This is a genomic window from Dactylosporangium roseum, from assembly GCF_025264685.1.
GTDB classification, from domain to species: domain Bacteria; phylum Actinomycetota; class Actinomycetes; order Mycobacteriales; family Micromonosporaceae; genus Dactylosporangium; species Dactylosporangium roseum.
Genome location: NZ_CP073721.1, coordinates 7,375,874 through 7,390,434 on the forward strand (window position 1 = coordinate 7,375,874; position 14,561 = coordinate 7,390,434).

The window sequence follows — 14,561 nt, forward strand, 5'->3', positions numbered from 1 at the left end:
GCCATGCCCGTCCAGCTCGGCGAGGAAGTCGGCAAGGGTCAGGAACTCTCGGCGGCCCACGGATCGCGGCTCCCTATCGATGCGTACGGGGCGCTGAGATCGACGCTGACCGCCCGCCGAGCGCGGGGGGTCCTCCGGCTGGTTACGGGCGGGCGGAACGTCTACGGGCGTTTGGGAGGGGGTCTGAGAGGGCCGCAGAGGCAAGATCTTACGCATGTCTATGTCTTCCTAAGCGTCGGTCGGCCTAAGGGGCTCCGAGGCGGTCGGCCTGTCGGCTGGCGTGGTCGCTGAGCGCCGCGAGATGCGGGTGACAGAACTGACAGAACTGACAGAACCTCGGCCGGGATGGGGTTGTGTCAGTTCTGTCAGTTCTGTCAGTGGCCTCACGCCGTTCGTCGTGCCGCGTCGATGGCGTGGACTGTGGCGGCGGGACGGTGTACCTCGGGGTGCACGAGGTAGCTCGGCGACGGTGGCCGTCCGCCCTTGGCGGTACGCGCCGGTGGCTCCAGTAGGCGCAGGTAGCCGTGTGCGTCGAGCACGTCAAGCGCGGAGTCGAGGTCGGCGACGGTGGCGAGCTGGGCGGTCTTTACCGCGCGGAACAGTTCCCGTTTGGTGAACGCGGTGCTGCCGGTGCGTTCGATCCAGGCCAGCACGGTGCGGGCGTTGCGGGTGGCCGGGTCGGCGCCCATGTCGTCGAACGCGGCCAGGGCGTGCGCGGCGAAGTAGTCGCCGAGCAGGGCGGCGCGGTCGATGGTGTCGGCGCTGATCGGCTTGCCCCACCCGTCGCGCAGGTGTTCGGCGAGGTGGATCAGCCCGGCGAGCCGGACGACGGCGCCGGTGTACTTGCTGCCCCAGTCCACGATGTGTCCCCACGCCCCGCCCGGCGCGAGACGCGGCTCGACGGTGCGCTCGATGTCGAGCACCCGTTGGTTGGCCTCGGCGGTGAGGGGCAGCACGGCCGGGTCGGTCCACTCCGCGAGGGACAGCACCAGCGCGGTCAGGTTCTCCGCGTACGTGGTGGCCACGTCGGCGGGTATCGGATCGGCGCCGACCTTGCGGCGGCCCACGGTGTTCTCCGGCAGCGAGAACAGGATGCGGGCGAGCAGGCCGAGGCCACGGAAGCCGGGCATGCCAGCGATGTCGCGCAGCACGTCAGGCTGTACCGCCAGGCCGAGGGTGAGCGCTGGTTTCTCTACGTGTTCGGCGTCGCGGCTCTGCCGGCCGATGCGCATCATGTCCCCGGCGTGGCCCTTGAGGAACACCTCCAGGTTGGGCGTGCCGGAATAGCGCCCGGCGATGGTGGCGAAGATGCCGCCCTCCGGGGACAGCACCGCCAGACGGCCGCCCTGCGCGGCCAGCAGCGACGCTGCTGCCTCGCTCGTCACGTCGTCGGCGACCAACTGCGGCAGCACGGGGACGGTGACCGCGTCGGCCTGCATCGCGGCGGCGGTCGCCTCCGCGAGCAGCGTGTCACGGCCGGACACGTCGGCGTTCGCTGCCGCGTTGGCGGCCCGGTCGGCGGCCTTGCCCGCCACCCGCGCGGCCAGCTCGGCCTCCACGATGACCGGCTTGGTCCGCTCCACCAGCGCCCGCTCAGCGCCGAGCAGTGGCCCGGTCATCGCGGAGAACACCGCCGACTTGCGGGAACCGGGCGGTAGTACAACGACGGTGAACAGGTTCGTTGGTTCCCGCCAGGAGCCGCGTACCTCCACCTCGGCGCGGCCACCGGCGGCCGTGGACAGCGCGGCGAGGGCGATGCTGCCGGGCAGGTCGAGCGGTGTTTGGGTGAACTCCGCGACGGCGTAGACCATTTCGGCGACCCAGTCGGGCAGCACCTCGGCCGGGAACGCGGGCAGGTGCCGCCCGGTGCCGATCGGGATCAGCGTTGGCCACCCGCCCGCGGTGGCGGTGTCGAGCATCGCTCGCCCGGCGGCGACGACGTCGGTGACGTCGGCGCCGGAGGTGGCCAGGTCGGCGAGCTGGGCGCCGAGGTCGACCACGTGACGGCGCCGGGCGTGGTCGGCCACGATCGCGGCGTAGTGCCCGGCGTTGGCCACGCTCGGCACGGCCCGCATGAGTGTGTGCAGGTAGGCGGCGCCGCCGACCTTGGCCAGGTCGCCCGCCTCGGCGAGGTGTGCGGCCACGGCGACGGCGTCGATCGGGCGTCCGGCCGCGTGCAGGCCGAGCAGCGTTTCCCACAGCGCGGCGTGGTCCGGGCGGTGGAAGTCGCCCGGGGCGAGCGTGACGGCCAGGTCGCCGAGCACGTCCGAGGCGAGCAGTACCGCACCGATCACGGCCTGCTCAGCGGCCAGATCGTGCGTCGTTCGGCTCATGGATCGCTCCTCAAAGAACGGTCACGGATCATGCGATCCGGCGACGGGTAGACAGGTCGACGACCGGCGGGATGGGCAGGTCGACCACGACGGCAAGAGGTGCATCGCCGTTGCTGCTCTGGTCGGTCGGCGCGTCCGCTTCGGCTTGCGCGCACACCAGATGGCAGGGCACGTCGCGTTCGTCGCACATCAGCGCGGGACGTCCGCAGATGTGGCAGGGCTTGGGGTTCCAGTTCACGTGGTTGCGGCGCCAGTCCAGCCGTGTGCTCATGCGGCCCACCGCCGACCGGCGCGGGTGGCGCGATCGATCAGGGCGCGCAGGTCGGTGGCGACGCCGAGGAGCTGCACCCGCGCGCACGGCTCGGCGTCGGCCAGTGCGACGGTGAGCCGCACCTCGGCGTGCTCCCGCCCGTCCGCGCCGCGTACGCGGGTGAGGGTGGCGCGGCCGTGGCCGGGGATGGCGATGGTCAGCGGGTCGGCGCGGTGCTCGCCGAGGCCGCAGCGGTGCCCGCGGGCGCACCAGTCGGGGTGCCGCTTCGGGTTGCGGTTCATCGGGCGTCCCGGCGGGTGTTGGACAGGTGGTTGTAGATCCAGCGACCGGCGCGCAGGCGGCGGCCCGAACCACCGCAGCGGCGGCAAAGCCGGAACGCGCGGCCGGTCGGGGAGCGGCGCTTGCCGGTGCCGTCGCAGCGGCCGCAGGCCTTGAACGGCCACACCCAGCACGCGAGGGCGTAACCGAGCGTGACAGCGACGGTGAGCAGGACGAGCGTGATAGTGGCCTTCGTTTGGGGGTCCACAAGTGCCTCCAGGGCCGGTTTTCGGGCGTGAAAGGCCGTGGGCTGCTATCCGCTAGAGCCCAGGTGGATGATCGGTTTCGGTGCTAGCGGGGGTGCTAGCGCTAGCAGGGCTGGCCGCTAGCGCTAGCACCCCCGGCGGGGTCAGTCGCTACGCTGCTTCCGGTCACGCTCCGCAATCGCGGTGAGGAGGTCGGCGTGCTTGATGCCGCGCCGGGTGGTGGCCTTGCCGTCGATGCGGCGGCCGACGTCGCCGACCTTCACCGCACCGTGCGGCTTGAGCGCCGTCGACAGTTGCGCGGGCTCCCACCCGGCGTAGACGTCGGGGCGCAGCTCGGCGAGCAGGGCACACAGCGTCTCGTTCCACGCCGCCTTCTCCCCTGCCGGCCAGATGCGGGCGAGGTCGCCGAGCAGGTCGAACGCCGGTGCCGTGTCGCGGGTCTGCTCCTCGGGGTTGGGCAGCGTCCCGGCGCCGGTGCGCAGCGCGACCGCGCGGGCCACGATGCGCTCGGCAGCGGTGGTGTCGACGTAGAACGACCGCACCGGCGACGGCTTGCCGAACCCGGCCAGGATGCCCCACCCGGCCTCCACCACCGGCTGAAACACCGTGGCCCGGTAGCCGTTCTTGTACGCCGACGTCCCGAGAATCATGTCGTTGGCGGTCTGGTCGGCCACCGACAGGCAGAACCGGGAGTTCACGTTGCGGGTGATGCCGGTCGGCAGGTTGTCCTTGTCCGGGATCTGCGTCCCGATCAGGATGATGACGCCCAGGGCGCGGCCGAGCTTGATGACCTTCTCCAGGATCTCCCCGGCGTCCTTGCCGTACTTGGACGTCATCAGCTCTTGCAGCTCATCGAACCACGCCACGAGCGGGTGCAGCCCGGAACCCTTGAGGGACGCCAACTCCGGCGTCACCTTGTTCTCCGGCGCCTTGCCCAGCTTGGCGTAGTGCTCGATGCGCTTGGAGCGGCGGCGGCACTCCTCGTACAGCCACTCGATGAACGCGAAGCACCGGGCCAATGTGTCGTCGTCGAAGCCGTTGCCGTACTCCGCCATCACCGGCGACAGGACGGCGAAGTCACCGACGCCCTTGAGCTCATAGCCTCGGATCTCCACCCGGGCGTCGAGGGCGGCGGCCAGGATCAGATCCCGCAGTGCGAACGTCTTACCCGAGCCGGGCTGACCGCCGAAGAGGTAGTTGCGGAACATCAGGTCGATGCCGACCGCGTCGAGGCGCGGCGTGGTCGCGAACGGGAACGTCTTAAACACGTCGACCTTCGCCGACGCCGACAGCAGCGGCCACGCGGGTTGTTTCATCGCCGAGGCCGGTTCGTAGCCGACCCACAACGCGAGGCGGCCGGTGTGTCCCGGCGCCGGTTCCGGCCACACCTGATCCAGCGGCAGCCGCATCGCCGAGGCGAGCTTGCCCCGCCGGGCGACCACCTCGGACGCCTCCACCCCGTACGGCAGGTCGACCACGGCCAGGTGCCCCGGCCCGTCGCGGTGGATGTCGACCGGGAAACTGATCGCCTTCGAGTCCTTGGCCACGGCAGAGTTGATGGCCGCCATCTGCAACGACGTCAGCGCCCGGCGCACCAGCTCGGCGGTCAGCTTGCGGTAGCGGGTGCCCTCCGACACCCGATCGGTGAGCGGCTTATCCGCCGGGCGACCGACCCGCGCCAACACCGGCACGACGACAGCAGCGGCAGCGTAGCGCCACCACTCCGGCCCGAGCGCGACCACAGTCGCCCCGGCCGCCATCGCAGCGGCCGACGCGCCCAGCACCCACCACCGCCACGTGGACTGGCGTTGGCGGCGGGCGTCAAGCTTCAGCCACGCGTCGGCGTCGCCGCGCTGCGCGGCAGCCTGCCGAAGCGCCCAGTTGCCCTCCTCGGCGCTGGCCCAGCGCAGCGCCCGCCCGGTGCCCCGGAACAGGCCCACCGGCGCCCACACAGCGGTTTTCGCGGCGTACTTCGGCAACCGCACCCCGTGATAGGCGGCCACGTAACCGACGTCCTTGAGCTTGTGCCGCAGCGCGGCGCGGAACGCCCGCCGGGACCGCGCCCAGTCGGCCAGGATCGGCCGGCGGTGCTGCTGGCGCTGCAACACCTCGGCCGGGATGTCGTCGGCCCGGTCGACCAGCCCACCATCGCGGCCGGGACCGTCGTCAACCGACTCGGCGTCGTAACCGTCGTCGTCGGCCTGGTCGTCGGGCTGGTCGTCGTCGCGGCCGGGGTCGCCCGGCGTCGGCGCGCCACGGCGGGCGCGGGCCGCGCCCAGGTCGACCACGTCGGCAACGTCGGTCACCTCGTCTTCGTACTTGGACCAGTCGAACCCGTTCGGGTCATCTCGGTCAGGGGTGCCGTTCATGCCGCGTCCTCCGTCGTGGTGATGGCGTCAATCAGGGCGATGTCGTTGTGGTCCTTGGGTCGGGCAGTGCTCGCCTTGCTCGCTCGCACGGCGGACAGCGGGGCGAACGGGAGCCCGGCGTGGCGCTCAGCGGCGCCGATCAGGCGATCGGTGTCCCACCCGGGCAGCCATCGGTCGGCCACTTCGAGGGTGAGGCTGATCGTGAGGCCGTGCCCGGACGGCGCGGGGGTCGGCTGACACCAGCGAGCCAACCGGCGCCACGCCTCGCCCCGAGCGACCACGTCCAGGTCGCCGAGGTCGCGGCGCAGCCCGTGGGCCAGCAGCGGCCCAGAGCCGAACACCACGAAGTCGTCGGCGGGCAGGTTGAGGCCGGTCAGCATCCGCAGCAGCGGATCGCCAGCGAAGAACGGCGTTGCGGTCACCGGGTCACCCACCGATCGTGATGAGCAGAGCAGCGATGAACAACCAGCCGACGTGCCATGCCTGGTCGAGGGCGTAGAGGCCGCCGCCGCGTTCCAGCCATCCCGGCGACTTGCGCAACGCGTCGGCCATCCGACGCAGCGGCACCCGCCGGTCGGCGATGTGGTGCGTCACCGCCGACACCGCCAACCCGGCAGCGGTCCAGCCCAGGTGCAGGCTCAGACCGGTCACGGCCACGGCCAGGATGAGCGCGGCGACAGCGGTCGCGGTGTAGGTGGCCACGTGCGCAGCGCAGGCGAGGTGACCGCGCCAGCCGGGGTCAGCCTTGTGGTCGGCCTGGTGCTGGGTCTGCACCCAGTGGTCGGCGACCTGGTGTGCGGCGTAGAGGGCGACAAAGACAGCGGCGAGGGTGCCAGCGTCCGTGGAACTTGCCATGATGGGGATCTCCCGACTTCCTGTTGGAGGGATGGGGGACCGGTGCGCGGCCGTGCTTTCCAGGGCTGGGGGCCGCGCACCGGGCGGTGCTACTCGTGGTCGGCGTGGATCAGGTGGGCCAGGGCGGCGCCCATGCCGAGCACGGCCACGGGCAGGCAGGCAACGGCGGTGGTGATCCACCACGGGGCGTTGGTGATCCCGGCGGCGGTCATCAGGTGGTAGGCGATCTGCCCGGCCGCGCCGAAGATCAGGGAGCCGATCGCCGACCAGCGGGCGAACGCCCGCACCGCCTTGCTGTAGGCGCCGGACAGCCACACCGCCAGGGCGTACGCGGCGTACGTCTCGACACCGATCGGCAGCGTGATCGCGGTGTTGATGGAGAACCCGTCCGCGATCCCGGGCAGCGGGTGAACCACCCCGAACCCGGTCAGCTCACCCAGGCCGACCCACCCGGACCAGATGGCCACGAACGCGGGCAGCGCCAGGACCCACACCGGCCACGAGCGCGGCTTGCGCCGGGCGGGCACCTTCACGGGCGGCGCGGCCGGGACGACATCGGCGGCCGGGGCGGTGGTGATGTTGGTTTCCGGGTGTCCGGCACCCGTGGCCAGCGGCGCAAGCTCCGGCGCCTCAGCGACCGGCGGCGCCTCCACCGGCGCGGCAGGCCCGGCGGCGTCCTCGGTGGGGTCGTCCTGCGGCGCCAGGTCCGGCACGGCGCGCAGCGAGCGCGGCGCGGGAATCTCGGCGCGCTCGTCGGCGAGCGCCTCCCGGACCGCGTTGGCCTTCGGCGCGCCGATCCTGAACTCCTTCATGAGCGCGTTGCGCGACGGAATCTCGCCGAGCCGCTCGGCGAGCTTGCGGGCCTCGGGCAACAGGGCCTCGATCGGAGCGGGGTAGGCACTGGAGGCGATAGCGGTGGTCACGTCGTGTCTCCATTCGGGGTAGTGGCCAGGTGCTCGCGGTGGATCAGCGCCCGGTGGACCGCGCTGGGCAGGTCGAGCGGGGGCGTGCACTCGTCCTCGGCGCAGATGCGGCACAGGGTCAGGCACGTCACGCCGACCAAGGTTTCCGCCTCGTAGACGTCGAGGTCGGTGGTGTCGTCGCAGGACTCGCACCGCTCGGCGAGCGGGCAGGGCAGACGGGGCGTGTTCATCAGGCGGCCCGCGCCGGGGCCGGGGTGGTGCGGGTGGCGTGCAGCTTGACCAATTCCCGGCGCACGAGCGCCTCAGCGCGGCGCATCCGGCGCCAGTCCAGCGCGGTCGGTTCGGGCTCGGCGGTGATGACCCTGATCTCGGCGTCGAGCAGGGTCATCTCCGCCTCGATCAGCGGCATCTCCGCCTCAATCGCCGCCAGGTCGGCGGCGGTCGGTTCGTCACGTTCGTGGTTCACGGTCTCTCCTGTGAGATCGAGACGACCGCCCGGCCGAGATAGACCCTAGGTCGGGCGGGAATCGTTGTGTGAAGCCCGTTACAGCGGGGCTAAATTTGGGTGCGAGGGTCAAAACCCTTGCGGTGCAACCTTTTCAATGGAGGTGCGGCCGTTTTCAATTCTCAAAAACCTTGCGGACACGGCGGATCACGGGCGCGCCACACGGAGATGCAGCCATTCCCACGACCCCCGGCCGGGAGTTCGATTGTCTAGATTGACTAGAAAATCTGCCTGCCATCGATATTGAGGGCCGCGTCGGCGCCGCGTCAAGAGGTTTGCCTAGATTGACTAGACAGTCTTCGGGGTGCGGCGTAGAAACGAGGAGTGCACACACCTCGTGGCTCTGCCATGCCCGTCCAGCTCGGCGAGGAAGTCGGCAAGGGTCAGGAACTCTCGGCGGCCCACGGATCGCGGCTCCCTATCGATGCGTACGGGGCGCTGAGATCGACGCTGACCGCCCGCCGAGCGCGGGGGGTCCTCCGGCTGGTTACGGGCGGGCGGAACGTCTACGGGCGTTTGGGAGGGGGTCTGAGAGGGCCGCAGAGGCAAGATCTTACGCATGTCTATGTCTTCCTAAGCGTCGGTCGGCCTAAGGGGCTCCGAGGCGGTCGGCCTGTCGGCTGGCGTGGTCGCTGAGCGCCGCGAGATGCGGGTGACAGAACTGACAGAACTGACAGAACCTCGGCCGGGATGGGGTTGTGTCAGTTCTGTCAGTTCTGTCAGTGGCCTCACGCCGTTCGTCGTGCCGCGTCGATGGCGTGGACTGTGGCGGCGGGACGGTGTACCTCGGGGTGCACGAGGTAGCTCGGCGACGGTGGCCGTCCGCCCTTGGCGGTACGCGCCGGTGGCTCCAGTAGGCGCAGGTAGCCGTGTGCGTCGAGCACGTCAAGCGCGGAGTCGAGGTCGGCGACGGTGGCGAGCTGGGCGGTCTTTACCGCGCGGAACAGTTCCCGTTTGGTGAACGCGGTGCTGCCGGTGCGTTCGATCCAGGCCAGCACGGTGCGGGCGTTGCGGGTGGCCGGGTCGGCGCCCATGTCGTCGAACGCGGCCAGGGCGTGCGCGGCGAAGTAGTCGCCGAGCAGGGCGGCGCGGTCGATGGTGTCGGCGCTGATCGGCTTGCCCCACCCGTCGCGCAGGTGTTCGGCGAGGTGGATCAGCCCGGCGAGCCGGACGACGGCGCCGGTGTACTTGCTGCCCCAGTCCACGATGTGTCCCCACGCCCCGCCCGGCGCGAGACGCGGCTCGACGGTGCGCTCGATGTCGAGCACCCGTTGGTTGGCCTCGGCGGTGAGGGGCAGCACGGCCGGGTCGGTCCACTCCGCGAGGGACAGCACCAGCGCGGTCAGGTTCTCCGCGTACGTGGTGGCCACGTCGGCGGGTATCGGATCGGCGCCGACCTTGCGGCGGCCCACGGTGTTCTCCGGCAGCGAGAACAGGATGCGGGCGAGCAGGCCGAGGCCACGGAAGCCGGGCATGCCAGCGATGTCGCGCAGCACGTCAGGCTGTACCGCCAGGCCGAGGGTGAGCGCTGGTTTCTCTACGTGTTCGGCGTCGCGGCTCTGCCGGCCGATGCGCATCATGTCCCCGGCGTGGCCCTTGAGGAACACCTCCAGGTTGGGCGTGCCGGAATAGCGCCCGGCGATGGTGGCGAAGATGCCGCCCTCCGGGGACAGCACCGCCAGACGGCCGCCCTGCGCGGCCAGCAGCGACGCTGCTGCCTCGCTCGTCACGTCGTCGGCGACCAACTGCGGCAGCACGGGGACGGTGACCGCGTCGGCCTGCATCGCGGCGGCGGTCGCCTCCGCGAGCAGCGTGTCACGGCCGGACACGTCGGCGTTCGCTGCCGCGTTGGCGGCCCGGTCGGCGGCCTTGCCCGCCACCCGCGCGGCCAGCTCGGCCTCCACGATGACCGGCTTGGTCCGCTCCACCAGCGCCCGCTCAGCGCCGAGCAGTGGCCCGGTCATCGCGGAGAACACCGCCGACTTGCGGGAACCGGGCGGTAGTACAACGACGGTGAACAGGTTCGTTGGTTCCCGCCAGGAGCCGCGTACCTCCACCTCGGCGCGGCCACCGGCGGCCGTGGACAGCGCGGCGAGGGCGATGCTGCCGGGCAGGTCGAGCGGTGTTTGGGTGAACTCCGCGACGGCGTAGACCATTTCGGCGACCCAGTCGGGCAGCACCTCGGCCGGGAACGCGGGCAGGTGCCGCCCGGTGCCGATCGGGATCAGCGTTGGCCACCCGCCCGCGGTGGCGGTGTCGAGCATCGCTCGCCCGGCGGCGACGACGTCGGTGACGTCGGCGCCGGAGGTGGCCAGGTCGGCGAGCTGGGCGCCGAGGTCGACCACGTGACGGCGCCGGGCGTGGTCGGCCACGATCGCGGCGTAGTGCCCGGCGTTGGCCACGCTCGGCACGGCCCGCATGAGTGTGTGCAGGTAGGCGGCGCCGCCGACCTTGGCCAGGTCGCCCGCCTCGGCGAGGTGTGCGGCCACGGCGACGGCGTCGATCGGGCGTCCGGCCGCGTGCAGGCCGAGCAGCGGTTTCCCACAGCGCGGCGTGGTCCGGGCGGTGGAAGTCCGCCCGGGGGCGAGCGTGACGGCCAGGTCGCCGAGCACGTCCGAGGCGAGCAGTACCGCACCGATCACGGGCCTGCTCAGCGGCCAGATCGTGCGTCGTTCGGCTCATGGATCGCTCCTCAAAGAACGGTCACGGATCATGCGATCCGGCGACGGGTAGACAGGTCGACGACCGGCGGGATGGGCAGGTCGACCACGACGGCAAGAGGTGCATCGCCGTTGCTGCTCTGGTCGGTCGGCGCGTCCGCTTCGGCTTGCGCGCACACCAGATGGCAGGGCACGTCGCGTTCGTCGCACATCAGCGCGGGACGTCCGCAGATGTGGCAGGGCTTGGGGTTCCAGTTCACGTGGTTGCGGCGCCAGTCCAGCCGTGTGCTCATGCGGCCCACCGCCGACCGGCGCGGGTGGCGCGATCGATCAGGGCGCGCAGGTCGGTGGCGACGCCGAGGAGCTGCACCCGCGCGCCACGGCTCGGCGTCGGCCAGTGCGACGGTGAGCCGCACCTCGGCGTGCTCCCGCCCGTCCGCGCCGCGTACGCGGGTGAGGGTGGCGCGGCCGTGGCCGGGGATGGCGATGGTCAGCGGGTCGGCGCGGTGCTCGCCGAGGCCGCAGCGGTGCCCGCGGGCGCACCAGTCGGGGTGCCGCTTCGGGTTGCGGTTCATCGGGCGTCCCGGCGGGTGTTGGACAGGTGGTTGTAGATCCAGCGACCGGCGCGCAGGCGGCGGCCCGAACCACCGCAGCGGCGGCAAAGCCGGAACGCGCGGCCGGTCGGGGAGCGGCGCTTGCCGGTGCCGTCGCAGCGGCCGCAGGCCTTGAACGGCCACACCCAGCACGCGAGGGCGTAACCGAGCGTGACAGCGACGGTGAGCAGGACGAGCGTGATAGTGGCCTTCGTTTGGGGGTCCACAAGTGCCTCCAGGGCCGGTTTTCGGGCGTGAAAGGCCGTGGGCTGCTATCCGCTAGAGCCCAGGTGGATGATCGGTTTCGGTGCTAGCGGGGGTGCTAGCGCTAGCAGGGCTGGCCGCTAGCGCTAGCACCCCCGGCGGGGTCAGTCGCTACGCTGCTTCCGGTCACGCTCCGCAATCGCGGTGAGGAGGTCGGCGTGCTTGATGCCGCGCCGGGTGGTGGCCTTGCCGTCGATGCGGCGGCCGACGTCGCCGACCTTCACCGCACCGTGCGGCTTGAGCGCCGTCGACAGTTGCGCGGGCTCCCACCCGGCGTAGACGTCGGGGCGCAGCTCGGCGAGCAGGGCACACAGCGTCTCGTTCCACGCCGCCTTCTCCCCTGCCGGCCAGATGCGGGCGAGGTCGCCGAGCAGGTCGAACGCCGGTGCCGTGTCGCGGGTCTGCTCCTCGGGGTTGGGCAGCGTCCCGGCGCCGGTGCGCAGCGCGACCGCGCGGGCCACGATGCGCTCGGCAGCGGTGGTGTCGACGTAGAACGACCGCACCGGCGACGGCTTGCCGAACCCGGCCAGGATGCCCCACCCGGCCTCCACCACCGGCTGAAACACCGTGGCCCGGTAGCCGTTCTTGTACGCCGACGTCCCGAGAATCATGTCGTTGGCGGTCTGGTCGGCCACCGACAGGCAGAACCGGGAGTTCACGTTGCGGGTGATGCCGGTCGGCAGGTTGTCCTTGTCCGGGATCTGCGTCCCGATCAGGATGATGACGCCCAGGGCGCGGCCGAGCTTGATGACCTTCTCCAGGATCTCCCCGGCGTCCTTGCCGTACTTGGACGTCATCAGCTCTTGCAGCTCATCGAACCACGCCACGAGCGGGTGCAGCCCGGAACCCTTGAGGGACGCCAACTCCGGCGTCACCTTGTTCTCCGGCGCCTTGCCCAGCTTGGCGTAGTGCTCGATGCGCTTGGAGCGGCGGCGGCACTCCTCGTACAGCCACTCGATGAACGCGAAGCACCGGGCCAATGTGTCGTCGTCGAAGCCGTTGCCGTACTCCGCCATCACCGGCGACAGGACGGCGAAGTCACCGACGCCCTTGAGCTCATAGCCTCGGATCTCCACCCGGGCGTCGAGGGCGGCGGCCAGGATCAGATCCCGCAGTGCGAACGTCTTACCCGAGCCGGGCTGACCGCCGAAGAGGTAGTTGCGGAACATCAGGTCGATGCCGACCGCGTCGAGGCGCGGCGTGGTCGCGAACGGGAACGTCTTAAACACGTCGACCTTCGCCGACGCCGACAGCAGCGGCCACGCGGGTTGTTTCATCGCCGAGGCCGGTTCGTAGCCGACCCACAACGCGAGGCGGCCGGTGTGTCCCGGCGCCGGTTCCGGCCACACCTGATCCAGCGGCAGCCGCATCGCCGAGGCGAGCTTGCCCCGCCGGGCGACCACCTCGGACGCCTCCACCCCGTACGGCAGGTCGACCACGGCCAGGTGCCCCGGCCCGTCGCGGTGGATGTCGACCGGGAAACTGATCGCCTTCGAGTCCTTGGCCACGGCAGAGTTGATGGCCGCCATCTGCAACGACGTCAGCGCCCGGCGCACCAGCTCGGCGGTCAGCTTGCGGTAGCGGGTGCCCTCCGACACCCGATCGGTGAGCGGCTTATCCGCCGGGCGACCGACCCGCGCCAACACCGGCACGACGACAGCAGCGGCAGCGTAGCGCCACCACTCCGGCCCGAGCGCGACCACAGTCGCCCCGGCCGCCATCGCAGCGGCCGACGCGCCCAGCACCCACCACCGCCACGTGGACTGGCGTTGGCGGCGGGCGTCAAGCTTCAGCCACGCGTCGGCGTCGCCGCGCTGCGCGGCAGCCTGCCGAAGCGCCCAGTTGCCCTCCTCGGCGCTGGCCCAGCGCAGCGCCCGCCCGGTGCCCCGGAACAGGCCCACCGGCGCCCACACAGCGGTTTTCGCGGCGTACTTCGGCAACCGCACCCCGTGATAGGCGGCCACGTAACCGACGTCCTTGAGCTTGTGCCGCAGCGCGGCGCGGAACGCCCGCCGGGACCGCGCCCAGTCGGCCAGGATCGGCCGGCGGTGCTGCTGGCGCTGCAACACCTCGGCCGGGATGTCGTCGGCCCGGTCGACCAGCCCACCATCGCGGCCGGGACCGTCGTCAACCGACTCGGCGTCGTAACCGTCGTCGTCGGCCTGGTCGTCGGGCTGGTCGTCGTCGCGGCCGGGGTCGCCCGGCGTCGGCGCGCCACGGCGGGCGCGGGCCGCGCCCAGGTCGACCACGTCGGCAACGTCGGTCACCTCGTCTTCGTACTTGGACCAGTCGAACCCGTTCGGGTCATCTCGGTCAGGGGTGCCGTTCATGCCGCGTCCTCCGTCGTGGTGATGGCGTCAATCAGGGCGATGTCGTTGTGGTCCTTGGGTCGGGCAGTGCTCGCCTTGCTCGCTCGCACGGCGGACAGCGGGGCGAACGGGAGCCCGGCGTGGCGCTCAGCGGCGCCGATCAGGCGATCGGTGTCCCACCCGGGCAGCCATCGGTCGGCCACTTCGAGGGTGAGGCTGATCGTGAGGCCGTGCCCGGACGGCGCGGGGGTCGGCTGACACCAGCGAGCCAACCGGCGCCACGCCTCGCCCCGAGCGACCACGTCCAGGTCGCCGAGGTCGCGGCGCAGCCCGTGGGCCAGCAGCGGCCCAGAGCCGAACACCACGAAGTCGTCGGCGGGCAGGTTGAGGCCGGTCAGCATCCGCAGCAGCGGATCGCCAGCGAAGAACGGCGTTGCGGTCACCGGGTCACCCACCGATCGTGATGAGCAGAGCAGCGATGAACAACCAGCCGACGTGCCATGCCTGGTCGAGGGCGTAGAGGCCGCCGCCGCGTTCCAGCCATCCCGGCGACTTGCGCAACGCGTCGGCCATCCGACGCAGCGGCACCCGCCGGTCGGCGATGTGGTGCGTCACCGCCGACACCGCCAACCCGGCAGCGGTCCAGCCCAGGTGCAGGCTCAGACCGGTCACGGCCACGGCCAGGATGAGCGCGGCGACAGCGGTCGCGGTGTAGGTGGCCACGTGCGCAGCGCAGGCGAGGTGACCGCGCCAGCCGGGGTCAGCCTTGTGGTCGGCCTGGTGCTGGGTCTGCACCCAGTGGTCGGCGACCTGGTGTGCGGCGTAGAGGGCGACAAAGACAGCGGCGAGGGTGCCAGCGTCCGTGGAACTTGCCATGATGGGGATCTCCCGACTTCCTGTTGGAGGGATGGGGGACCGGTGCGCGGCCGTGCTTTCCAGGGCTGGGGGCCGCGCA

The 14,561-nt window shown here is 71.5% G+C and carries 15 protein-coding genes and 1 pseudogene; all 16 read right to left on the reverse strand.

Going from position 1 to position 14,561, the window contains the following annotated elements; all coding sequences use genetic code 11:
* Positions 1-383: 383 nt before the first annotated feature.
* Entirely contained in the window at positions 384-2,333 is a 1,950-nt protein-coding gene (locus Drose_RS34645) for a DUF3987 domain-containing protein (RefSeq protein ID WP_260725427.1), read from the reverse strand.
* 28 nt (positions 2,334-2,361) lie between these two features.
* A complete protein-coding gene (locus Drose_RS34650; protein ID WP_260725428.1) occupies positions 2,362-2,604 on the reverse strand; it encodes a hypothetical protein in 243 nt (80 codons plus the stop codon).
* Positions 2,601-2,885: a hypothetical protein gene (locus Drose_RS34655; RefSeq protein WP_260725429.1), complete on the reverse strand. Its 285-nt coding sequence runs from the start codon at positions 2,883-2,885 to the stop codon at positions 2,601-2,603. Before Drose_RS34655 ends, Drose_RS34650 begins: the two co-directional genes overlap by 4 nt.
* Positions 2,882-3,130, reverse strand: coding sequence for a hypothetical protein (locus Drose_RS34660; protein WP_260725430.1), 249 nt, complete (start codon positions 3,128-3,130; stop codon positions 2,882-2,884). The genes Drose_RS34655 and Drose_RS34660 overlap by 4 nt, the downstream gene beginning before the upstream one ends.
* Positions 3,131-3,271: 141 nt before the next feature.
* The gene (locus Drose_RS34665) at positions 3,272-5,497 is read right to left on the reverse strand and encodes a cell division protein FtsK (protein ID WP_260725435.1); all 2,226 of its coding nucleotides are present in this window, start codon (positions 5,495-5,497) and stop codon (positions 3,272-3,274) included.
* Complete coding sequence (locus tag Drose_RS34670; protein ID WP_260725431.1) at positions 5,494-5,919, reverse strand: hypothetical protein; 426 nt, start codon at positions 5,917-5,919, stop codon at positions 5,494-5,496. The genes Drose_RS34665 and Drose_RS34670 overlap by 4 nt, the downstream gene beginning before the upstream one ends.
* 4 nt (positions 5,920-5,923) lie before the next feature.
* Positions 5,924-6,352, reverse strand: a complete 429-nt coding sequence (locus tag Drose_RS34675) for a DUF3307 domain-containing protein (RefSeq protein WP_260725432.1) — start codon at positions 6,350-6,352, stop codon at positions 5,924-5,926.
* Positions 6,353-6,441: 89 nt separating this feature from the next.
* Complete coding sequence (locus Drose_RS34680; RefSeq protein ID WP_260725433.1) at positions 6,442-7,275, reverse strand: ABC transporter permease; 834 nt, start codon at positions 7,273-7,275, stop codon at positions 6,442-6,444.
* Complete coding sequence (locus Drose_RS34685; RefSeq protein ID WP_260725434.1) at positions 7,272-7,505, reverse strand: hypothetical protein; 234 nt, start codon at positions 7,503-7,505, stop codon at positions 7,272-7,274. Before Drose_RS34685 ends, Drose_RS34680 begins: the two co-directional genes overlap by 4 nt.
* A complete protein-coding gene (locus tag Drose_RS34690) occupies positions 7,505-7,741 on the reverse strand; it encodes a DUF6284 family protein (protein ID WP_343870190.1) in 237 nt (78 codons plus the stop codon). Before Drose_RS34690 ends, Drose_RS34685 begins: the two co-directional genes overlap by 1 nt.
* A gap of 767 nt (positions 7,742-8,508) precedes the next feature.
* Positions 8,509-10,462: pseudogene (locus Drose_RS34695) on the reverse strand (DUF3987 domain-containing protein).
* Positions 10,463-10,490: 28 nt separating this feature from the next.
* Positions 10,491-11,015 (reverse strand): hypothetical protein, encoded by a 525-nt coding sequence (locus Drose_RS39245; protein ID WP_390891267.1) that lies wholly within the window; start codon positions 11,013-11,015, stop codon positions 10,491-10,493.
* Positions 11,012-11,260 (reverse strand): hypothetical protein, encoded by a 249-nt coding sequence (locus Drose_RS34710; protein WP_260725430.1) that lies wholly within the window; start codon positions 11,258-11,260, stop codon positions 11,012-11,014. Before Drose_RS34710 ends, Drose_RS39245 begins: the two co-directional genes overlap by 4 nt.
* A gap of 141 nt (positions 11,261-11,401) precedes the next feature.
* Positions 11,402-13,627, reverse strand: coding sequence for a cell division protein FtsK (locus tag Drose_RS34715; protein ID WP_260725435.1), 2,226 nt, complete (start codon positions 13,625-13,627; stop codon positions 11,402-11,404).
* Positions 13,624-14,049 carry a hypothetical protein gene (locus tag Drose_RS34720; RefSeq protein ID WP_260725431.1) on the reverse strand — a complete coding sequence of 142 codons (426 nt, stop codon included), beginning with the start codon at positions 14,047-14,049 and terminating at the stop codon, positions 13,624-13,626. Before Drose_RS34720 ends, Drose_RS34715 begins: the two co-directional genes overlap by 4 nt.
* Positions 14,050-14,053: 4 nt before the next feature.
* The gene (locus Drose_RS34725) at positions 14,054-14,482 is read right to left on the reverse strand and encodes a DUF3307 domain-containing protein (protein ID WP_260725432.1); all 429 of its coding nucleotides are present in this window, start codon (positions 14,480-14,482) and stop codon (positions 14,054-14,056) included.
* Between the last annotated feature and the right edge of the window lie 79 nt (positions 14,483-14,561).